Genomic DNA, 21,009 nt, shown 5'->3' on the forward strand with positions numbered 1-21,009 from the left:
AGATGCGCCATGTCGCCGAAAGTCGAACGTCTGCCCAAGCAGCAATTGTGGTTTCCGGCCGGGCGCTATTTCCTGCGCACCATCAAGCGCGATGACGCCTCGCAGCGCTGGGCGGACTGGTTGTCCGACCCCTGGACAGTGCATGTCCTCAACACGTCACCGCGCGTGATGACCAAGGCTGACATCGGCGACTACATCAAATCCTTCGATCAGCGCGAACGGCTGCTGCTCGGGATATTCGAACGCGGCAGCCGCATGCACGTCGGCTTCATTCGCGTCGACATCAATACCTCAGCCGGCGAGGCACTCGTCAGCGCCGTCATCGGCGAAAAGGAGCACCGTAACCGCGGAGCAACGGCGAACGCTTTCGTGCCGTTGCTCCGGTTCGTGTTCGACGGTCTCGAGCTGAGCCGCATCCACGCCTTCGTGCTGGAGCGGAATCAAACGACGATTGGGTATTTATTGAAGCTCGGCTGGACGCTCGATCCTGGACTTGAAAAGCCGGTGCGATCACATACCGACGGATCCCTGCTGGTCCTGCGCCGGATGACGTGGGACCGGCCAGGTTTCCAAGCGTATCAGAACACCCGGATCGGGCAGCGCATCATGAAGCGTCTGGAGGCGGCTCAGGGCTGATGCGGTGTCCTGTCCAGATCAGTATTTCGCGACCACCGGCGATCCACCAAAGCGATAGTTGATCCCGACCTTCACGATGTCGATGTCCTGACGGATATCGATAAAAGCGGTCGTTGGGCCGCTCGGATTGAAGAAACCCACGCGCTTGCTGTCGAAGCCATAGTGATCGTACTCAACCAGGGCCGACCAGTTCGGAGCAAACGCCCACTCGAAGCCGACGCCTGCAGTCCATCCAATCCTGTCGGTGCTGGTGCTTGCGCTACAGGCGGTGAAGGCCGGAAATACTCCACAAGGGACGCCGCCAATGAAGGCAAAATTGTCCAGGCTGTAGCGATCATGCGCAAAGCCGACGCCGCCTTTGCCGTAAACAAGAAACCGATCCCATGTGTAGCCGACGCGGCCCGTGACGCTCGCAACCCAATCCGTTCGGGTCGAGAGCGTTGCCGGATTTCCGGCCTTGCCCCCGAAGAACGGATCGTTCGCGATGCCACGAATATCCGTCGCCGTGAAATCGCCTGCGACACCGATCAGCCAATTGCTGGAAAACTGGTAGTCGCAGCCCGCCTGCGCGCCACCGACGACGCCGACGTCGCTATTCACGCCGATCCGGTCACCGGGCACCAGGCCGGTCGTCATAAACCCAAGGCCCGGTGCCCCCGTCGTAATGCCTGGATCTGTGAAGCCCGTCTTGCTCGCGCCACCGCCGATATGGCCCCCGACATAGCAGCCGGTCCAGCTGAAGGGCACGGCCGCCGCGACCGGGGCCTTCGTGTAGGGTCGGGCTGCCAAATCTGCAGCTTGAGCAGAGCCCGCGACAATCAGGGCCGACATCGCCAGCAGCAATCGTTCCATGACCATCCCCTACAATCGAAAATAGAAATATCTCTTAGGGTACACCGGTCAGCCGTCACGCGCTGTATTCGGCCTGCAACACTCCGACACATTCGAAATGCCCGTCTTCCGTGCAGAAGCGGGGGTTATCAAGCTGGCGCTTGCACTGAGCAAGGCCGGCTGGAGATTCATCTGAACAATTGGAGAGCCGGCTTGCTACGCCGCCGTCGCCGGCGGCAGGGCCAGCACCGAATAGATCGCCTGGGCATCGCGCGAGGCGCGGAGTTTCTTGGCGATGTCCTGGTCGCGGAGGAGGCGGGCGATGCGGGCGAGCGCCTTGAGGTGATCGGCGCCGGCGCCTTCGGGGGCCAGCAACAGGAAGACGAGATCGACCGGCTGGCCGTCCATGGCCTCGAAATCGATCGGACGATCGAGCCGCGCGAACAGGCCAAAAATCTTTTCGAGCTTGGGCAGCTTGCCGTGCGGAATGGCGACGCCGTAGCCGACCGCGGTGGTGCCGAGCTTCTCACGCTGCAGCAGCACCTCGAATACGGAGCGCTCGTTCTGGCCGGTCAGCTCGGCGGCCTTGGCCGCGAGCTCCTGCAGGGCCTGCTTCTTGCTGTTGACCTTCAATGCCGGGAGAATCGCCTCGGGTGCGACCAGATCGGTAATCGGCATGGAGGGTTTCCGAGGTGAATTAGACCGTCAGGTTCCGAATTGGCCAGCTTGGAGAGAAACCACGCCGGGCCGGCGTCAAGAAGGTGAAGCACGAGGCGGACTTAGCCCCGGTCCTGATGTGGGGCGCTTCTACTCCAACGCAATCCCGGTGCCAACTCCCGCGTGCGGCTTTGCCACGGTCATTGTTAAGGCCCGGGATCGTACGGACCCCGCCTCGGCCTATCCGCCCGCCTTGTCATCGACCTTGCCGTTCACCTTGGCCCCCGGCGGATCGATCCAGCCCACATTGCCATCCGGCCGGCGGTAAATGATGTTCACCCGGCCCGAAGAGCCATGCTGGAATACCAGGCAAGGGGCGCCGCTGAGATCGAGTTCCATGACCGCCTCGCTGACCGAGAGCTGCCTCAACGAGGTGGTTTGCTCCGCGATGATCACGGGGCTGTAGCCGGTGACTTCCTCTTCGCCCTCTCCGGGCCCCTCCAGCACGTAAGCCGTCGCATCGAGCGCAGCCATCGCCTCGGAGGCGACGTGGGCCTTGCGGGCGGAGCGGTCCTTGAGCCGGTTCTTGTAGCGGCGCAGCCGCTTCTCGATCATCAGCAGCGCCTGGTCGGCGCTGGCATAGGCATCCGGCGCGTTCGAATCGGCCTCCAGCGTGATTCCCGAATCGAGGTGCAGGGCGCAATCGGTGCGGAAGCCGAAGCCGTCCTTGCTGAGCGTGATGTGGCCGGAATAATTGCCGTCGAAATATTTGCGCAGCACCTCGTCGGTGCGGTCGGCAACGCGGCCGCGCAGGGCCTCACCGACGCTGATGCTCTTGCCCGAAATCCGAAGAGTCATGGATGCCTCGCTTGGTTTGCTCCTCAGCTGCGACGACGAATCATCGCGGCTGAAGTCGTTCCCTGCGCATGATCTCCCCACGAACCCTTTCCGCGTTTGTCGGGCGAGAGGACCGCTGTGCACTTGTCCGGATCATGCGCATGCCTGGATCGGTTGCAAAGGGGGGCCGAGAGTAGCGCGATTTCGCGCCAGCGCAATCACGCCGGTTCGGGGTTGCGGGAACGATCGGACAAGGCGGTGGAGAGGACGTTTCCAAGAGCGCTCTGCTTGTCGCGGCGGCGTTGCACCGAAGAAGGAATGCGCATGGCTTCGCGGTACTTCGCGACCGTGCGGCGGGCAATATCAATGCCCGAGGCGCGCAAGCGTTCCACGATGGTGTCGTCCGACAGGATCGCCGCGGGCGCTTCCGAATCGATCAGCTGCTTGATGTGGTGGCGCACGGCTTCGGCGGAATGAGCCTCGCCGCCGTCGGCCGAGGCGATCGAGGCCGTGAAGAAATATTTCAGCTCGAACGTGCCGCGATTGGTCGCCATATATTTGTTGGCGGTGACGCGCGACACCGTGGATTCATGCATCTGGATGGCGTCGGCGACGGCCTTCAGATTGAGCGGCCGCAAATGCGCCACGCCGTAGGTGAAGAAGCCATCCTGCTGGCGCACGATCTCGGTTGCAACCTTCAGGATGGTGCGGGCGCGCTGGTCGAGCGCGCGCACCAGCCAGGTCGCGTTCTGGAGCGCGTCGGTGAAATAGGACTTGTCGCCGTCCTTGCCGATCTTCTTCGACAGCTCGGAATAGTAGGTCTGGTTGACCAGCACACGCGGCAGGGTGTCGCTGTTGAGCTCGACATGCCAGCCGCCGTCGGGGCCCGGGCGGACATAGACGTCAGGCACCATGGTCTGCAGCCGCGCCGAGCCGAACTTCATGCCGGGCTTGGGATTGAGGCGGCGGATCTCGCCGATCATGTCGGCGATGTCCTCGTCGTCGACGCCGCAGATCTTGCGCAAGGCCACGATGTCGCGCTTGGCGAGGAGATCGAGATGCTCGACCAGGGCCTGCATTGCGGGGTCATAGCGGTCGAGCTCGCGGAGCTGGATCGCCAGGCATTCGCTGAGGGATCGCGCGCAGACGCCGGGCGGATCGAATTTTTGCAGCACGGCAAGGACGCCTTCGACGTCGGCTTGCGATGCGCCAAGACGCTCGGCGGCCTGGCCGAGATCACCCGGCAGATAGCCGGCCTCGTCGACGAGGTCGATCAGATACTGACCGATCATGCGCTGCGCAGGGGCGGTGAACGCCACCGAGAGCTGCTCGGCGAGATGGTCCGACAGCGTCAGCTCAGCGGCGACGAAGGCTTCGAGATTGTAGTCCTCCTCGCCGGAGGCGCCGCCGCCCCATTCGGTATAGGTGGTCGGCGCAGCGTCCTGGGCGTTGCGCGCCGCGGCCTCGGCCGGCTCCTCGGAGAAGACGTTGTCCAGGCCCGTGTCCAGGGTCTGCTCGATCTCGGCGCGGGTGCCGAGATCCTTGCTCATCCATTCTTCCTGGCCCGGCTCGAAGCCTTCCGCACTGCCGCCGAAGCCGTCGTCACCTTGGCCGCCGGCCTCGTCGCCATCGCCGTATTGGCCGGCATCAGTGGGGGTCTCGCCGGCGGGGGCCTCGTCATTGGCCCGTTCCAGCAAGGGGTTACGCTCGAGCTCCTCTTCCACAAACGTCGTGAGATCGAGATTGGACAATTGCAGCAGCTTGATCGCCTGCATCAACTGCGGCGTCATGACCAGCGACTGCGATTGCCGGAACTCTAGTCTCTGCGTAAGCGCCATGAAGCAAGAACCGTTCCCAAAAAATTGGTCCGATTTTTGCTTATCCTAGTCCGGGCCCGATGTACACGTCTTGACGAAACGCAAAAACGGGCTAGAGGCGGAATTCCTCGCCAAGGTAAAGGCGGCGCACGTCCGGATCGGCGACGATCTCATCCGGGCTCCCCTCGGTCAGGATTTCCCCGGCATAGACGATGTAGGCGCGATCGGTGAGGCCGAGCGTCTCGCGGACATTGTGGTCGGTGATGAGCACGCCGATGCCGCGGTTGGTGAGATGGCGGACGAGGTCCTGGATGTCGCCGACCGCGATCGGGTCGATGCCGGCGAAGGGCTCGTCGAGCAGCATGTAGTTTGGACGCGTCGCCAGCGCACGCGCGATCTCGACGCGGCGCCGCTCGCCGCCGGACAGCGCGATCGACGGCGATTTGCGCAGCCGCGTGATGTTGAATTCGTCGAGCAGCGAGTCGAGCTGCTGCTCGCGCTTCTTGCGCGAGGGCTCGACCACTTCGAGCACGGCACGGATGTTCTGCTCGACGGTGAGGCCGCGGAAGATCGAGGCTTCCTGCGGCAGATAGCCGATCCCGAGCCGCGCGCGCTGATACATCGGGAGATTCGTGACATCGTGGCCGTCGAGCTCGATCGCGCCGCGATCGGCCTTGATCAGGCCGGTGATCATGTAGAACACGGTGGTCTTGCCGGCGCCGTTGGGACCGAGCAGGCCGACCGCCTCACCGCGGCGCACATAGATGCTGACGCCGCGCACCACCTGACGGCTACCGAAGGCCTTTTCCACGCTATGCACAGCCAGGAAACCCGGCCGCTTCAGGAGCTGCGGTCCGCCCGCGCCATTGGACCTGCCAGCCGCCCTGACGGGGTGAACCGCCTGCGGAGGCGGCTCGGCTTGATAGTCGGCTCGATAGTCGTCCTGGTAGTCACCCTGGTACTGGTCGGGCGCATGGATCGCCTGGTCACGGGCCATCGGCGGCGCATCCCGGATCGGGCTGGTCACGAGCCCGCCGACGTCGTCACCGAGCGCGGTGATGTCCTGTCGCGCAAATCCTGGCCGGCCGCGCTTGGCGGGGCGCCGACGGAACATGCTGAAGAGATCGACCATCCCCGCCTTCCAGCCTTTCGCGACGATCCTGCGCGAATTCGCGCGATCTGCCGCACCGGCCTTTTGATTCGCCGATGCAGCATGAGTGAAGGGATGTCTCATGCCCAGTGAAACACGCCCGAAAAGCGGCGAACCCCGCTTCGAAAGCCCTGCGCGCTAGATACAGTCTCGCCGTCCAAGCTTCAACCTCGGTTCGGCCATATCCGAACCAAGCCGTTGAGTTCATTTCGGTTTACTTGCGCCGGGCAATTGTAGAGGCGGCGCTCCGCCGGGCTTGCCACCCTGCCCCCCCTGGCCGCAATCGTTGCCGCCCCCCTGCGGCAGCAGGGCCTGAACCCGCCCGTTGTCGGATTCCACCCGCGACACGCCCGTCGTCATGTCGACCATCAAACGGTCGCCGCGCAGCACGTTCTTGCATTGCGTCAGAACCACCTGGCCGCCACCGCCGAGCATGGTGATGAGATTGGTCCTGGTATCGAACACGGCGGTCTCGCCTGTCACCACTTGGTCCTTCTGGGTGACCACGACATTGCCGCGCGCCTCCAGCCGCTTGATCGAGGAGCTGCCGCCCGGGCCCGGCTGCGCCGATTGCATCGGCGCCGCCTTCGCACCCTTCGCTGCCGGCTGCGGCGTCGCGGGCTTGTCGCCGCCCGATTCGTAAAACACCACCAGCGTCTTCGAGGTCATGGTGGTGTCGCCCTGCACGACCTTCACATTGCCGGCGAAGGTCGCCTCCTTCTTCTTGTCGCGCATCTCGAGCGAGGCGGCCTCGATCTGGATCGGCTGGTCGCGGTTCTGCGAGAAGCCCTGCAGCGCGTTGGGCGGGGCCTGCATGGAGCCTTGCGCGCGCGCCGAGCCGGACGCGAGCAGCAAGAGGCCGGCGACGAGCGCAACCTTGCCGACGACAGCGTCACGCGGAAAAAACTTCATCATGAAAATCACTTTGAATTGGCAGATTTGTTCTGAGGCGTACGCGTCTTCGCAGACGGTGCGGGCTCGACCGGCGCAGGCTGCGCGGCCGGTTCATCCAGCTTGTCCAGATGCATCACCACATTGCCCTCGAAGCGGATGACGTCGCCGCCTTCGGTGATGCGCAAGCGGTCCGCGGTCAGCGTGCCGTTGGTCAGCTTGACGTCGACACGCTCGTCCGAGGAGATCGTGCCCTTGTTCATGTCGACGAAGGCGGAGTTCAGCCGCGCCTCATAGCCGGTGGAGGTGCGCAGGAAGATATCCTTGCGCAGATCGAGCTGCTGCTGCTTGTTGTCGAAGCGGCCGGTGCGGGCATCGAGGAAGAGGGTGGACTGATCCTCCATCAGCACTTTCGCGCGCAGGTCTTTGAGATCGACATGATCGGGGTCGGTGATGTCCTGGGTCGCGGTCTTGGCCCAGAGCTCGTAGGGCCGCTGGTCCGGCGTGAAGCCAGCCAGATGCGGCGACTCCATCGTGATCTTGGTGCCCGACACCACCAGGTTTCCGGAATCGAGCGGCAGCTTCGGCATCAGCATGCGGAACGGATTGAAGATCGAAACGCCGACGATGGCGGCCATGGACAACAGCACCGCGCCGGGCACCGCGATGCGCAGAATCCGCACCAGGCGGCTGTGGCGCGCCGCGCTGGCAAACTTCGCCGCAAGCGCGGCGTCGTAGGTGGGATTGTGGGCCGAATTCACCTGAGCTCCTGAGGTGCCGCTCGCCAGGCCGGATTGCAGGGCGTTCCATTGTACCCGTCGCCGCCGCAATATGCAGCCCGCGACAGGCCGCATGAAAGTGTCCGAAACGGGGCGCAGACCAGAGCCTACCCGGCGGTCGAGAGCTCAGGAATGCGCGAAAATGTCCTCTTCGTCCCAGCCCTGGAGGTCGAGCAGGGCACGGGTCGGCAGGAAGTCGAAACAGGCCTTGGCGAGCGCTGTGCGGCCCTCCCGGACCAGCATGGCGTCGAGCCGTTCGCGCAAGCCATGCAGATGCAGCACGTCGGAGGCGGCATAGGCGAGCTGCGGTTCGGTCAGGCTGTCGGACCCCCAGTCGCTGGACTGCTGCTGCTTGGAGAGGTCGACATTGAGCACCTCGCGCACGAGGTCTTTCAGGCCATGGCGGTCGGTATAGGTGCGGGTCAGACGGGAGGCGATCTTGGTGCAGTAGATCGGCCCGGTCATGACGCCAAAGGTCTGGTACAGCACCGCGACGTCGAACCGCGCAAAGTGGAAGATCTTGGTGATCTCAGGATTGGCCAGCAGCGCCTTCAGGTTCGGCGCGTCGGTGTGCCCCTTGGGGATCTGCACCACGTCGGCGCTGCCGTCGCCGGGCGAGAGCTGCACCACGCAGAGCCGGTCACGGTGCGGGTTCAGCCCCATGGTTTCGGTATCGATCGCCACTGCTCCGGTGTAGCGGGTGAGGTCGGGCAGGTCGCCGCGGTGCAGGCGTACGGTCATGGCGTTTCAAAACCTCGGGTCGAATCGGTTGCGTCGGTACAATAGCGAATTCGGATTGGGCGCGATGTAGCCATTGCCGGCGGGCCGCGCAAGCACGGGGTTCGGTCAGATCGCCGCCAGCATGATGCAGATCATCGCCGCGACCGCGGTGCGGCTGGGACCGTCGCGAAAGGCGTACAGGATCGGATCATCCGGCATCTCGCGGCGATGCGCCATCATCAGGGCGCGGCCGAACCAGTAGAGCAGCAGCGGGTTGAGCAGCCACAGCATCCAGGGGCGGCTGTACAGCGGCGTCACCGCGCTCGAGGAGACGTAGAGCGAGAACACGGTCACCGCGTTCATCGCACTCGCCGCCGCCATCGCGGCAATGACATGCAGATCGGTGACGCGATAGTCGCGGTTGGAGGGATCGGCTAGCCCTGCGCTCTCGCGCATGCTGAGCTCGCTGAAGCGCTTGATCAACGCCAGCGAGGTGAACACGAACAGCGAGAAGATCAACAGCCATTCCGACAGCACCACGCCGACGCCGACCGCGCCGGCGACGATGCGAAGCGTGTAGAGACCGGCGAGCGTGACGATGTCGACCAGCATCTTGCGCTTGAGCACGAGCGAATAGGCGATCGTGGTGGCGAGATAGGCGCCGAGCACGCCGAGAAACAGCGGCGAGATGAAGAGGCCGGCTGCGGCCGCGAACAGCCACAGCGCAGGGATCGCAAGCAGCGCGGAGGAGATCGGCAAGTCGCCGGCCGCGAGCGCGCGATGGCGCTTGGTCGGATGCTGCCGGTCGGCCGCAAGATCGAGCAGGTCGTTCATCAGATAGGCGCCCGACGCACAGGCCGAGAACGCCAGGAATGCCAGCAGCGCGGCGCCGAAGCTGGCAAGATTGAGCTGATGCGCGGTGATGACGGGCACGAACACCAGCGTGTTCTTGGCATATTGATAGACCCGCAGCGCCTTCGCCCAGGTCTTGAGGCTGGCACGGCCGCTGCCGCGCGCGCTGATGTGCTCGATGGAGGCACGATCGAACGGCAGGTTGCCCGCGGCGAGGTCGGCCGGGGTGACGACGCCGTCGAAGCCGAGATGCGTCGCGATGCCAGCAGCATGCTCGGCGAAACGATCCGCGACGAGATAGATCTTCTCACCCCGCGCTCGCGCCGCCAGCGCCTGGTTCAGCACGTCGGAATCATAGGGCAGATGGGCGTAGTCGATCTCGGCCCGCGCCAGGATATCGGTGAGCGCCGCCATGCCCGGTCGTCCGCCCGCACCGAAGCGGGCGAGCATGAGGGCGGGTCGGCTGAAGAGCGCTTCCATCAGCAGCTCCGAGCGCAGCAAGGCGCCTTCGAGCTCGATGACGAGCGTCCGCACAGCTGCCGGGGCTGCCGACGGGGTCGATGCGCCAGACTCGTACTGCCGGGCAGGCTGCTCCATCCGAATACGCTTCTGGTGACCTCGACATGACCGGCATGTAGCCGGGGAGCAGGGAAATGGACGGCCGCGAGCCTAGGGGGCATTCGCTAAGGGCGGCTTAATCGGGACGGGGAGCAGCGTAAGCCGGTGGCAGACCAATCGGTCCCCCGCCTGTTGCACGGATCCCACAACCTCGAGCAACCCCGGTATTCCGGCACAATCTGCGCCATGCGCCCAGTGGAAATCGTCCCCACCCACCCCATCTGCCAGTTTCCCTCGCCCCCACCGCCATAAATCAGGTGTCCATGACCGAACAAACGCTCGCAGCGCCGATCGACGACCAAAGGGAACGCCCGCGCGGCTTCTCGCGCTATCAGGCGCTTCTCATTGCGCTGCTCGCGTTCACGCAGTTCACGATCATCCTCGACTTCATCATCATGTCACCGCTCGGCGCCATCCTGATGCCCGCGCTCGACATCACGGCCGGGCAGTTCGGCGTCGCGGTGTCGGCCTACGCCTTCAGCGCTGGCATTTCGGGGGTGCTGGCCGCCGGCTTTGCCGATCGCTTCGACCGCAAGCGCCTGCTGCTGTTCTTCTATGTCGGCTTCACGCTCGGCACCATGCTCTGCGCCGCCGCGCAAAATTACCACGTGCTGCTGCTCGGCCGGATCGTGACCGGGTTGTTCGGCGGCGTGATCGGCTCGGTCGTGCTCGCCATCGTCACCGACTTATTTGCGCTGCATTTGCGTGGCCGCGTGATGGGCTTCATCCAGACCGCGTTCGCCGCGAGCCAGGTGCTCGGCATTCCGGCCGGGCTGTTTCTCGCCAATCACTGGAACTGGCACGTCTGCTTCATTGCAATCGTCGTGGTGTCGATCGCCGCGATCGCCATCATCGCCTTCGCCATGGAGCCGGTCGATGCGCATCTGAAGCTGAAGCAGGACAGAAACCCGTTCCACCATCTGATCGCGACAGTCGGTGAGCCGCGCTACACGCTGGCCTTTGCCGTCACGACATTGCTGGCGACCGGCGGCTACATGCTGATGCCGTTCTCCAGCGCCTTCACCGTGCACAATCTCGGCATCGACATCACGCACCTGCCGACGATCTATCTCGTCTCCGGCCTGTTCAGCATCGTCACCGGGCCGCTGGTCGGCCGTGCCAGCGACGCATTCGGCAAATACCCGACCTTCGTGTTCGGCTGCGTGATGACCGTCATCATGGTGCTGATCTACACCCATCTCGGCCACGTCTCGCTTATGACCGCGATCTTCGTCAACGTGCTGATGTTCGTCGGCATCTTTTCGCGCATGATCCCGTCGCAGGCCCTGATGTCGGCGATTCCCGATTCCACCCAGCGTGGCTCGTTCAGCGCGGTCAGCGCCTCGCTCCAGCAGCTCTCCGGCGGCCTGGGCTCGGTGCTCGCCGGCGCGATCATCGCGCAAGCGCCTGACGGCGGTCTGATCCATTTCGACCGGATCGGCTACGTCGTCGTCACCACGACGATCGTCACGCTGGTGATGATGTATTTTGTGCAGAAGGCGGTGGCGGAGCGGACGGGGAAGCGGGTGGTGTGAGGGGGCGGGTTGGAGGAGAAGCAGTATGGCGGAGCCCACAAATTCAGAAGAACGCTCTGAAAAATATCCCTCAAGGCTGGCCGCCTTGGATGCCGCGCTTGCCCGTGGCCTCGCCGATGCTGAGGCGAAGCGGCTGAAGCCGAGTTCCGAAGTTTTTGACAGGCTGGAGGCGAGATTGGCGGGCGAGGCCGAGCGTCTGCCATCGTCATCAAAGAGTCCGAAGGATCTCTAGAAGAGCGGGCTGCCAAGCGCAGCCACACAAACCTCAAATGGTGCCCAGGAAAGGACTCGAACCTTCACGGCCGTTAAGCCACTGGCACCTGAAGCCAGCGCGTCTACCAATTCCACCACCTGGGCATGCCGTTTGGGGCACGGAGGCGGTTACTACGGTTCGGTGACGCCGTTGTCAATTCATGCTTCAAGCCCGGTTCGGGATGCCGATTGCGCATCGCAAACCGGCCCGATACAAGCCTGACAAGACACACCCTTTTCCGCAGGAACGGCTCCCATGGCATCGAATCTGGACACGCTCGTCACGGTTTTCGGCGGATCGGGGTTTTTGGGCCGGAATGTCGTCCGCGCGCTGTGCAAGCGCGATTATCGGATCCGGGTTGCGGTGCGGCGGCCGGAACTGGCTGGATACCTCCAGCCCTCCGGCAAGGTCGGGCAAGTCCACACCGTGCAGGCGAACCTGCGCTATCCGGCCTCGATCGAGGCGGCGCTGCGTGATTCGCATGTCGTCATCAATCTCGTGGGCGTCCTCACTGAAGCCGGCGCGCAGACCTTTGACGCCGTCCAGGCCAAGGGCGCCGAAACGGTCGCCAAGGCGGCCGCCGCGGCAGGTAGCGCCCTGGTCCATGTCTCCGCGATCGGCGCCTACGCCGAATCGCCCTCGCGCTATGCCAGGGCCAAGGCGGCCGGCGAGGCGGCGGTATCGGCTGCGGTGCCCTCGGCCACGATCTTCCGCCCCTCCATAATGTTCGGCCCCGAGGACCAGTTCACCAACCGGTTTGCCGCGCTGGCTCGGATGTCGCCGGTGCTGCCGCTGATCGGCGGCGAGACGAAGATGCAGCCGGTCTATGTCGGCGACGTCGCCACCGCGATCGCGGAGGCTGTCGACGGCAAGGCCAAGGCGGGGGCGACCTACGAACTCGGCGGGCCGGAAGTGCTGACCATGCGCGAGATCATCGAGGCCATCCTTGCCATCACCGACCGCAAGCGGATGCTGGTGCCGCTGCCGTTCGGCCTCGCCCGCTTCCAGGCCAATTTCCTGCAATTCGCGCCGGGGGCGTTCAAGCTGACGCCGGACCAGGTCACGATGCTCGAGCGCGACAATGTCGTGTCGGACGCGGCGAAGGCCGCCGGCCTGACGCTAGAAGGGCTCGGCATCACGCCGGATTCGCTGGAGGCGATCGCCCCGCAATATCTCTGGCGCTTCCGCGCCGCCGGCCAGTTCCAGCGCATGAGCGTGTGAGGCGTGTTTCACCTCTCCCGCTTGCGGGAGAGGTCGGATTGCGAAGCAATCCGGGTGAGGGCTATCTCCTCGTCGGGAGCCTTTCTGCGGAGGCACCCTCTCCCCGGCCCTCTCCCGCAAGCGGGCGACGGAGCGCACCGTCAACGCGGCTACGCCTCAAAACTTCAGCTTCTTGAACACCGCTTCCGGCAGCGCCTTGATGATCAGCATCACGAGACGCCATTTGCCGCTGACATAGACGACGTCGGTCTTGTTCTCGACGGCGTTCAGGATCGCATCACCGACCACCGGCGCCTCCACCGTGAGCGGGCCGATCAGCCTCATGCCCTCCGTCATCTTGGTGCGGACGAAGCCGGGCTTGACGGTGACGACATGTACGCCGCCACGGCTGGCACGGGCGCGTAAGCCGGAGAGGAACGCGGAGAAGCCGGCCTTGGCCGAGCCGTAGACATAGTTCGAGGCCCGGCCGCGATCGCCGGCGACGGACGACACGCCGACCAGCGTCCCGCTGCCGCGCGCCAGGAATCTTTCCGCGAACAGGCCGAGGATCAGCGCGGGGCCTTCGTAGTTCGAGCGCATGATCGCGGTGGCGTGGGCAAGGTCGCTCTCGGCATTCGCCTGCACGCCGAGCAACCCGATGATCGAGACGACGACATCGGGCAATGCCGGAAGGCCGCCGACAAAGCTTTGGAATGACGCGGTGTCGAGCACATCGAATCTGTGCAGACCGACCTCGACATTGTAGCGCGCGCGCAGATCGGCCGCGTCAGGCTCCAACGCGGCGACGTCGCGGCCGGCGAGGACGATATCGTATCCGCACTTGGCGAAGGCGCGCGCGGCGGCGCGGCCGATATCGGAGGAGCCACCGAGCACCATTGCGGTTTTGCGTGACGTCACGGCCTAGACCTCATCGAACAGACGCTGTGAAAGTTTCGATCTGATGTTGCCGGCGGGATCGAGCGATTTGCGGATCGCGTTGAAGCGCTGCAAGGCAGGATAACCCGCCGCGAAGGTCGCGCGCGACTGGCGTGCGTCTTTCGCCAGATACAGCCGTCCGCCCGCGGCGACGACCAGACGATCGATTTCGTCGAGGAAATTCAGGATGTCGCCCTTCACGGGGAAATCCAGCGCCAGCGTGTAGCCCGGCAGCGGGAACGACAGGATACCGTCGCCCTGGCCGAGCTTCTTGAGCACGGCGAGGAAGGAGGCCTCACCGCGCCGTGCAACGCGATCGAGGATCTCGCCGAGCACGGCGCGCGCGCCAGCTTCCGGGATTACACATTGGTGCTGGAGGAAGCCGCGCTTGCCATAGATGCGATTCCACTCCTTGAGGCTGTCGAGCGGAAAGAAATACGGATAGAGCGAGACCACATGGCTGCCGCCGGCGCGCCGCGCGCCCATGCGATAGTACAGCTCGTTGAAGGCGCGGACGCTGGTGCGGTTCAGCGTCATCGACGGCAGGTCGATCGGCACGCCGAGGGTGGAACGCTTGCCGACGGGAAATGCATCAATGCCATCGGCCAGCTCGTCTCTGCCCGCGTGCTCGCCGAGATAGATCAACGAACGGCCGAGATCACGCCCTCGTGCCACGCAGTCGATCCAGGCCACCGAATAGGTCGCAGCATTGCTCGCCTCAAGCGCGCGCATCGCGGCATCGAGATCGGACGCGGAGATCACCCGCTCGCGGATCCATCCGGTCTCGACCCGCCGCAGCCGCATCGTCGCTTCCAGGATGATGCCGGTCAGGCCCATGCCGCCGATGGTCGCGAAGAAGGCATCGGAGTTCTGTTCGCACGAGGCCTCGATGACCTCGCCCTGCCCGGTGCGCAGCAACAGGCTGTCGACATAGCGGCCGAAGCCACCTTCGCAATGATGGTTCTTGCCGTGCACGTCGGCTGCGATAGCGCCGCCGATCGAGACGAAGCGCGTGCCGGGCACGACAAACGGCAGGAAGCCGCGCGGGCCAAAAGTGTCGATCAGGTCCGACAGCAGAACGCCGGCCTCCAGGCGGATGCGGCCCGTCACCGGATCGAACCACCTGATCCGGTCGAAGCCAGTCATCGCGACGGTCCTGACGGCGCCGATCGCGGCATCGCCATAGGCGCGGCCATTGCCGCGCGCGACGGTGCCGGACGAGACGGCCTCGCCGACCGCCGCGAACGAGCGCGGACGCAGCACATCGCTATCGACGACCGGGAAGCGCCCCCAGCCGCTGACGAGGGTCATGGTTTCGGCTCCGCTGCGGGCCACCCCGCTCCGGAAACTGCCTATCGGTCAAAAGCTTATTTTACGTTGAAGTCGCCGGTCCAACCGAGCAGCCCGACGCATACCTCTCCCCGACGGGGAGAGGTCGAAACCGAGAGAAATACCTAGCCTACCGACCCAGCGCCAGCGCGATCAGGCCGAGCGTGCCGACGATGACGCGCCACCAGGCGAACAACACGAAGCCATGCCGGGTGACGTATTCCAGGAACGTCTTGACCACGATGATCGCGGTGATGAACGACACCACGAAGCCGATCGCGACGATGTTCATGTGATCCATCGTCATCTCGGAGCGGTTCTTGTAGAAGTCGTAGGCGAACGCGCCGATCATGGTGGGGATGGCGAGGAAGAACGAGAACTCCGCCGCTGCGCGCTTGTCGGCGCCCAGGAACATCGCGGCGACGATGCTGGCGCCGGAACGCGACACGCCCGGGATCATCGCCACGCACTGCGCGATGCCGATATAGAGATACATAAGCAGCGGAAACTTGGTGGCGTCATACTCGCGCGGCTTGAGGTCGAGCTTGTCGACCCAGAGCAGGACGGCGCCGCCGACGATCAGCGTGAAGCACACGACCCAAGGATTGAACAGCACGCTCTTGATGTATTTGCCGGCAACGAGGCCGACGATCACCGCGGGCAGGAACGCGACCAGCACGCCGATCACGAAGCGGCGCGCATAGGCATCGCCCGTGAAGAGGCCGATGACGACGTCCCACAGCTTCCTGAAGTAGAGCCCGACGATCGCGAGGATCGCACCGAGCTGGATCAGAACCGTAAAAGAATCCCAGAATGCGCCCTCGCCGAGATGGAAGAAGCGCTCCGCGAGAAGCAGGTGGCCGGTCGAGGACACGGGAAGGAACTCGGTCACACCCTCGATGATGCCGAGGATCACTGCCCGTATTACATCTGACATATTTACGGTCCATTTCGGCTGGAAAAGCGGGGCTCTTCTCGCCTATTCGCCCCCATGCCGCAATCGCAAAATGCGAAATCACGCCCTTGCTTCGCGGTTTTGAAGGACTAGTGTGGCGCCGCACAAACATTGATGGATTCTTAAGCACCATCAAATAGTCAAAGGCTTCATGTTTACGCTGTTTCATCATCCGTTCTGTCCGCATTCGCGCTTCATCCGCCTGATCGCGGGCGAATACGGGCTCGACCTGAAGCTGGTCGAGGAGCGCAGCTGGGAACGGCGCGAGGCGTTTCTGTTGCTCAACGCGGCAGGCACGACACCTGTGATGGTGGACGACGAGCGGCCCCCCATCCCGGGCGCGGCGATCATCGCCGAATATGTCGACGAGGCCTATGGCGCCGAAATGGGGCCCAAGCGCCTGATGCCGGATGCGACCTTCGAGCGCGTCGAGGTGCGCCGGCTGATGGCCTGGTTCAACGAAAAATTCTTCGAGGAGGTGTCGCATCCCCTCGTCACCGAGCGCATCTACAAGCGCTTCATGAGCGAGGAGAACGGCGGCGGGCCACCTTCGGCCGACGTGATGCGCGCCGCCAAGGCCAATGTGCGCTATCATCTGGCCTATATCGGCTGGCTGGCGCAGACGCGTAATTTCCTCGCCGGCGACCGGCTCACTTACGCGGATCTCGCCGCCGCGGCGCATCTCTCGGCGATCGACTATCTGGGCGACGTGCCATGGAGCGAGGACGATTCAGCAAAGGCGTGGTACGCGCGGGTGAAGTCCCGCCCGTCGTTCCGTCCGCTGCTGAGCGAATGGCTGGCCGGCGTGCCGGCATCGCGCACCTACGTGGACCTGGATTTCTGAGTTCCGATCCGGCTGAACTGAAAACGGCGCTTGCGCACGAAGCGCGTGCGCTCGGCTTCGACTGCATCGGCATCACCGCACCCGGCACGATCGAGAACGCGGGAAAATACTTCCTCGAATTCATCGCCTCGGGCGGGCATGGCGACATGGATTGGCTCGCCGCGCAGCCGGAGCGCCGCGTCGATCCGCGCGGCCTGTGGAGCGACGTGCGCAGCGTCATCATGCTCGGCGTCAATTACGGTCCCGACCAGGACCCGCTCGCGATCCTCGAACAGCGCACACGCGCGGCGATCTCGGTCTACGCCCAGGGCGACGACTATCACGACCTGATCAAGAAGCGGCTGAAGGCGCTGGCGCGCTGGCTGGTTGCGACTGCGCCGTCGGACGTGAAGGTGTTCGTCGACACCGCGGCAGTGATGGAGAAGCCCTTGGCGCAAACCGCGCATCTCGGCTGGCAGGGCAAGCACACCAACCTCGTCTCGCGCGAATTCGGCTCGTGGCTGTTTCTCGGCGCGATCTACACCACGCTGGACTTGCCGCGCGACGATGCCGAGATCGATCATTGCGGCTCGTGCCGGGCCTGTCTCGACATCTGCCCGACCGCAGCATTCCCCGCGCCCTACAAGCTCGATGCGCGGCGCTGCATCTCGTACCTCACCATCGAGAACAAGGGCCCGATCCCGCGCGAGTTTCGCAAAGCCATCGGCAACCGCATCTATGGCTGCGACGACTGCCTCGCGGCGTGTCCCTGGAACAAGTTTGCGCAGGAGGGACGCGAGGCCAAGCTCGCGGCGCGCGACCAATTGCGCGCGCCCGAACTTGCGGAGCTGGCACGGCTCGACGACGCCGCGTTTCGCGCGCTGTTCACGAAGTCCCCGGTCAAGCGCATCGGCCGCGACCGCTTCTTGCGGAACGTGCTGATTGCGATCGGCAATTCGGACGATGCGGCGCTGGCGTCGGAGGCGCGACGGTTGCTGGATGATCCGAGCCCGCTGGTACGTGGAGCTGCGGTGTGGGCACTCGGGCAGTTGGTGACGCGGGAAGAGTTTGACGCGCTCGGCGCGAGCGCGCTTGCCAACGAGCACGACAACATCGTGCGCGAGGAGTGGCTCGCCGCTTCCTAATGTGGCGACACTTGATTTCCCCGCGCGTTTCTTCAATCTCGCGCGTCATGACAAACATGCCTTTCTTCACCCGCGACGGCGACACATTCCATCCGACGGAAGTCGCCAACGGCCCGTGGGATCCGACATCGCTGCACGGGCGCGTCATCATCGGCCTGCTCGGCTTTGCCATCGAGGAGCGCCATTCCGGGCCTGAATTGGTGCCGGCGCGGCTCACCGTCGACATGTTTCGGCTGCCGACCATCGACAAGCCGATCGAAGTGACGACGCGCTTGGTGCGCGACGGTCTGCGCATTCGGGTGGTGGAAGCGGAGTTCTTTTCCGGCGGCGTCAGCATGGCGCGCGCCTCGTGCCAATTGCTGCGGCGGACGCAAAACCCTGAAGGCAATGTCTGGTCGCCGCCGAACTGGGATGCGCCGAAGCCAGCAGACATTCCGAAGCCGGCCGATCCCAGGCTCGGCATGAACGGCAAATGGACGACGCGTCCCATTGTCGGCCAGATGGGCTCGCTCGGTCCGCGCCGGCTGTGGATGAGCGAGGTGCGCGAGCTCGTTGCGGGCGTGCCGATGACGCCGTTCGTCCATGTCGCCACCGGCGCCGATTTCGCCAGCCCGTTTGCGAATGCCGGCGACAAGGGGCTCGGCTATATCAACAGCGACGTGACGATCTATCTGCACCGTTTGCCGGTGACGAGCTGGATCGGCTTCGAGGTGGTGAACCATCACGCCACCGACGGCGTCGCGATCGGCGAATGCTGGCTCTACGACGAACAGGGCCCGATCGGCACAGCGACGGTCGCCGCGCTGGCGCAGCGCAAGCCGATGACGAATCCGTCGAAACGGTAATCTGCCGACTACGCCAGATGCCGCTGCATCTCCGGCCGCGCCTTCAGCTCGGCGCCCTGCTTGGCGACGATCTTCGCAATTCTCTCCGGTGCGAACTTCAGGTCGACGAACGCCGGCGCGGTATTGGCGACCTCGTGATAGCCAGCGATCTGGCCCTCACGCAGCGTCATGATCGCGACGCCCTCGAACATCGCCCGCGCGCCGTTCGCGTCCGGCAGGGTTGATTTGTAGCTGAAGGTGTAGCGCGCATAGAGCGTGGTACCGTCGGTGACGGGGTCATGCATGTCCCAGCGGAAATCGGTTGCCGTGCGATAAAACCAGTCGTCGATCATTTCGGCGATCTTCGCACGGCCTGCGAAGGTGCCGTAGAAGACGTCGTGATAGACGCCGTCCTCGGTGAACAGCTCGGCAAATGCGCGGCCGTTGCGCTGCTCGACCGCATCGCAGAAGGCGCGCAGCATCGCGGTGGTGGTCATTGGCGTTGCTCCCTTTCACTTCATCGCCCGATCCTAGTCGGACGATGAAATCGAATGCTGAGCGACACTTCACCCGATCTCCGCCACCGCGGCAATAATGCGCGCGATGTCCTGCGGACGGGAGAGGCGGTGATCACCGTCCTGGATCATGGTCAGCACGACGTCGTCGGCCGGCAGACGGTGCGTCAGCGCGAAAGCGTGCTGCCAGGGCACGTCGGGGTCCTGCGCACCTTGCAGGATGCGGACGGGACAGCCGAGATCGATGGCGCTGCCGAGCACGAGATGATTGCGCCCCTCCTCGATCAGGTTCCGCGTGATCGGATAGGGCGAGCCGTCGCCATAGTCCGACGGCCTCATCGAGACACCCTTGGTCTCGATCTCTCGCTTCACTGCGGGCGAAAAATTCTTCCACATCAGCTCTTCGGTGAAATCCGGCGCCGGCGCGATCAGCACGAGCCCGGCGAGCGAGGCCTTGGCTTGTTGGTTCTCTCGTTGGTTCTCTTGCCGCTTCTTGATCTCCCGCGCGAGCAGCAGCGCCATCCAGCCCCCCATGGACGAGCCGATCAGGACCTGCGGGCCCTCGCAGAAGCGCTCGAATACCGCGACGCTCTCCTGCAGCCAGCGCCCGATGGTTCCATCGGCGAAATCGCCGCCGGATTCGCCGTGGCCGGAATAGTCGAACCGGACCATCGCACGGCCGTGCTCCCCGGCCCAGCCGTCCAGCGCCACGGCCTTGCCACCCTGCATGTCCGATTTGAAGCCGCCCAGCCAGACCAACCCTGGGCCCTGTCCGGCGCGGCGGCGCACCGCGATCCTGCGTGCCAACGGGCCCTCGCCCACATCGATGAAGTCGGGCACGGTAGCGGAAATTGCATCGGTCATGGAACGTTTACTCTGGCTGTGGGGTTTGAGCTGTCCGGACGCACTCCGTCGCGTGGTCCGAACCCGGCATTGACCCTTTGGGACGCTTGCGGAAGGCAGGCAAGGTGTCTATGTCGTGCAGCGTGCTCAGGCGTGGCCAAAATGCCTCGCATTTGAGGGTTTTTCGCGTCCCGTACGAGCGACTTGCTTGCCGGCCAACGCATCTTCCTTCAAGATAGCCGCTTCTTTCACAACTTTGGAGAACCACCCATTCGCCGTCCTAATAAAGCTCCGCCCGCTGCCAGCAAAGACGGGCCGCGCATCAATGATGATATCCGCAATGCGCAGATCCAGCTGATCGATCAGACCGGTGACAATAAGGGCACGGTCGAGACCGTGGTCGCCATCAAGATGGCCCAGGAAGCTGGCATGGATCTGGTCGAGATTTCGCCGAATGTCAGCCCTCCCGTCTGCAAGATTATGGACTACGGGAAGTACAAGTATTCGGCACAAAAGAAAGCCGCCGAAGCCCGCAAGCGGCAGAAGACCGTCGAGATCAAGGAGATCAAGCTCCGCCCGATGATCGACGATCACGATTACGACGTGAAGATGCGCGCGATGCAGCGGTTCTTCGAAGAGGGCGACAAGGTCAAGATCACACTGCGCTATCGTGGTCGCGAAATGGCGCACCAGGAGATCGGCACCAAGCTGCTGGACAAGATCAAGACCGACGTCGCCGAGCTCGCCAAGGTCGAGCAGGACGCACGTTTCGAGGGCCGCCAGGTCGTCATGGTGCTGGCGCCGCGCTGACGCGCAGCTCGTCAGGACTGGAGAGTTCAACGGCCCGTCCGGATTTCCGGCGG

22 protein-coding genes and 1 tRNA gene are annotated in these 21,009 nt (G+C 64.2%); 8 read left to right on the top strand and 15 right to left on the bottom strand.

The window, feature by feature from the left end; genetic code table 11:
- Nucleotides 1–9 precede the first annotated feature (9 nt).
- Nucleotides 10–636, top strand: a complete 627-nt coding sequence (locus tag IVA79_RS20930) for a GNAT family N-acetyltransferase (RefSeq protein WP_247556177.1) — start codon at nt 10–12, stop codon at nt 634–636.
- 18 nt (nt 637–654) lie between these two features.
- Here IVA79_RS20930 and IVA79_RS20935 read toward each other — a convergent pair whose 3' ends face one another.
- The 9 genes from IVA79_RS20935 to IVA79_RS20975 form a co-directional block, all read right to left on the bottom strand.
- Nucleotides 655–1,488, bottom strand: coding sequence for an outer membrane beta-barrel protein (locus IVA79_RS20935; RefSeq protein ID WP_247556178.1), 834 nt, complete (start codon nt 1,486–1,488; stop codon nt 655–657).
- A 195-nt stretch (nt 1,489–1,683) separates the two neighbouring features.
- On the bottom strand, nt 1,684–2,145 hold the full coding sequence (ptsN, locus tag IVA79_RS20940) for a PTS IIA-like nitrogen regulatory protein PtsN (protein WP_008141251.1): 462 nt from the start codon (nt 2,143–2,145) through the stop codon (nt 1,684–1,686).
- 219 nt (nt 2,146–2,364) lie between these two features.
- A complete protein-coding gene (gene raiA / locus IVA79_RS20945; protein WP_247556179.1) occupies nt 2,365–2,982 on the bottom strand; it encodes a ribosome-associated translation inhibitor RaiA in 618 nt (205 codons plus the stop codon).
- Nucleotides 2,983–3,179: 197 nt separating this feature from the next.
- Nucleotides 3,180–4,799 (bottom strand): RNA polymerase factor sigma-54, encoded by a 1,620-nt coding sequence (rpoN, locus tag IVA79_RS20950; protein WP_247556180.1) that lies wholly within the window; start codon nt 4,797–4,799, stop codon nt 3,180–3,182.
- 91 nt (nt 4,800–4,890) lie between these two features.
- A complete protein-coding gene (lptB, locus tag IVA79_RS20955; RefSeq protein ID WP_247556181.1) occupies nt 4,891–5,910 on the bottom strand; it encodes an LPS export ABC transporter ATP-binding protein in 1,020 nt (339 codons plus the stop codon).
- A gap of 222 nt (nt 5,911–6,132) precedes the next feature.
- Nucleotides 6,133–6,843 carry an LptA/OstA family protein gene (locus tag IVA79_RS20960; RefSeq protein ID WP_247556182.1) on the bottom strand — a complete coding sequence of 237 codons (711 nt, stop codon included), beginning with the start codon at nt 6,841–6,843 and terminating at the stop codon, nt 6,133–6,135.
- A gap of 5 nt (nt 6,844–6,848) precedes the next feature.
- On the bottom strand, nt 6,849–7,580 hold the full coding sequence (lptC, locus tag IVA79_RS20965; protein ID WP_247556183.1) for an LPS export ABC transporter periplasmic protein LptC: 732 nt from the start codon (nt 7,578–7,580) through the stop codon (nt 6,849–6,851).
- A 144-nt stretch (nt 7,581–7,724) separates the two neighbouring features.
- On the bottom strand, nt 7,725–8,339 hold the full coding sequence (locus IVA79_RS20970; RefSeq protein ID WP_247556184.1) for a ribonuclease D: 615 nt from the start codon (nt 8,337–8,339) through the stop codon (nt 7,725–7,727).
- Between the two features lie 105 nt (nt 8,340–8,444).
- On the bottom strand, nt 8,445–9,767 hold the full coding sequence (locus IVA79_RS20975) for a UbiA family prenyltransferase (RefSeq protein ID WP_247556185.1): 1,323 nt from the start codon (nt 9,765–9,767) through the stop codon (nt 8,445–8,447).
- A 284-nt stretch (nt 9,768–10,051) separates the two neighbouring features.
- Here IVA79_RS20975 and IVA79_RS20980 point away from each other — a divergent pair, with 284 nt between their 5' ends.
- Nucleotides 10,052–11,323, top strand: coding sequence for an MFS transporter (locus IVA79_RS20980; protein WP_247556187.1), 1,272 nt, complete (start codon nt 10,052–10,054; stop codon nt 11,321–11,323).
- A 25-nt stretch (nt 11,324–11,348) separates the two neighbouring features.
- Nucleotides 11,349–11,555: a hypothetical protein gene (locus tag IVA79_RS20985; RefSeq protein ID WP_247556574.1), complete on the top strand. Its 207-nt coding sequence runs from the start codon at nt 11,349–11,351 to the stop codon at nt 11,553–11,555.
- A 38-nt stretch (nt 11,556–11,593) separates the two neighbouring features.
- Here IVA79_RS20985 and IVA79_RS20990 read toward each other — a convergent pair.
- Nucleotides 11,594–11,680, bottom strand: a tRNA-Leu gene (locus tag IVA79_RS20990).
- 151 nt (nt 11,681–11,831) lie between these two features.
- On the opposite strand from IVA79_RS20990, the gene IVA79_RS20995 reads away from it, so the two are divergent.
- Nucleotides 11,832–12,797, top strand: coding sequence for a complex I NDUFA9 subunit family protein (locus IVA79_RS20995; protein WP_247556189.1), 966 nt, complete (start codon nt 11,832–11,834; stop codon nt 12,795–12,797).
- Nucleotides 12,798–12,953: 156 nt separating this feature from the next.
- On the opposite strand, the gene IVA79_RS21000 is transcribed toward IVA79_RS20995, so the two are convergent.
- The 3 genes from IVA79_RS21000 to IVA79_RS21010 all read right to left on the bottom strand — a co-directional run bounded on the left by IVA79_RS21000 (nt 12,954) and on the right by IVA79_RS21010 (nt 15,978).
- Nucleotides 12,954–13,694, bottom strand: coding sequence for an SDR family oxidoreductase (locus tag IVA79_RS21000; protein WP_247556190.1), 741 nt, complete (start codon nt 13,692–13,694; stop codon nt 12,954–12,956).
- A 3-nt stretch (nt 13,695–13,697) separates the two neighbouring features.
- Entirely contained in the window at nt 13,698–15,023 is a 1,326-nt protein-coding gene (locus IVA79_RS21005) for an FAD-binding oxidoreductase (RefSeq protein ID WP_247556191.1), read from the bottom strand.
- 148 nt (nt 15,024–15,171) lie between these two features.
- Nucleotides 15,172–15,978: an undecaprenyl-diphosphate phosphatase gene (locus IVA79_RS21010; RefSeq protein ID WP_247556192.1), complete on the bottom strand. Its 807-nt coding sequence runs from the start codon at nt 15,976–15,978 to the stop codon at nt 15,172–15,174.
- 169 nt (nt 15,979–16,147) lie between these two features.
- Here IVA79_RS21010 and IVA79_RS21015 point away from each other — a divergent pair, with 169 nt between their 5' ends.
- Genes IVA79_RS21015 through IVA79_RS21025 form a run of 3 tightly spaced genes read left to right on the top strand, consistent with a single transcriptional unit; the run spans nt 16,148 to nt 18,809 of the window.
- Complete coding sequence (locus tag IVA79_RS21015; protein ID WP_247556193.1) at nt 16,148–16,840, top strand: glutathione S-transferase family protein; 693 nt, start codon at nt 16,148–16,150, stop codon at nt 16,838–16,840.
- The gene (queG, locus tag IVA79_RS21020) at nt 16,789–17,964 is read left to right on the top strand and encodes a tRNA epoxyqueuosine(34) reductase QueG (protein ID WP_247556194.1); all 1,176 of its coding nucleotides are present in this window, start codon (nt 16,789–16,791) and stop codon (nt 17,962–17,964) included. The genes IVA79_RS21015 and queG overlap by 52 nt, the downstream gene beginning before the upstream one ends.
- A gap of 47 nt (nt 17,965–18,011) precedes the next feature.
- Nucleotides 18,012–18,809, top strand: a complete 798-nt coding sequence (locus IVA79_RS21025; protein ID WP_247556195.1) for an acyl-CoA thioesterase domain-containing protein — start codon at nt 18,012–18,014, stop codon at nt 18,807–18,809.
- A gap of 8 nt (nt 18,810–18,817) precedes the next feature.
- On the opposite strand, the gene IVA79_RS21030 is transcribed toward IVA79_RS21025, so the two are convergent.
- The gene (locus IVA79_RS21030) at nt 18,818–19,285 is read right to left on the bottom strand and encodes a nuclear transport factor 2 family protein (protein WP_247556196.1); all 468 of its coding nucleotides are present in this window, start codon (nt 19,283–19,285) and stop codon (nt 18,818–18,820) included.
- 69 nt (nt 19,286–19,354) lie between these two features.
- Complete coding sequence (locus IVA79_RS21035) at nt 19,355–20,167, bottom strand: alpha/beta hydrolase (RefSeq protein ID WP_247556197.1); 813 nt, start codon at nt 20,165–20,167, stop codon at nt 19,355–19,357.
- Nucleotides 20,168–20,416: 249 nt separating this feature from the next.
- Here IVA79_RS21035 and infC point away from each other — a divergent pair, with 249 nt between their 5' ends.
- Nucleotides 20,417–20,956 carry a translation initiation factor IF-3 gene (gene infC, locus IVA79_RS21040; RefSeq protein WP_145630623.1) on the top strand — a complete coding sequence of 180 codons (540 nt, stop codon included), beginning with the start codon at nt 20,417–20,419 and terminating at the stop codon, nt 20,954–20,956.
- The last annotated feature ends 53 nt before the right edge of the window (nt 20,957–21,009 follow it).

This window comes from Bradyrhizobium sp. 138 (assembly GCF_023074075.1).
Classification (GTDB): domain Bacteria; phylum Pseudomonadota; class Alphaproteobacteria; order Rhizobiales; family Xanthobacteraceae; genus Bradyrhizobium.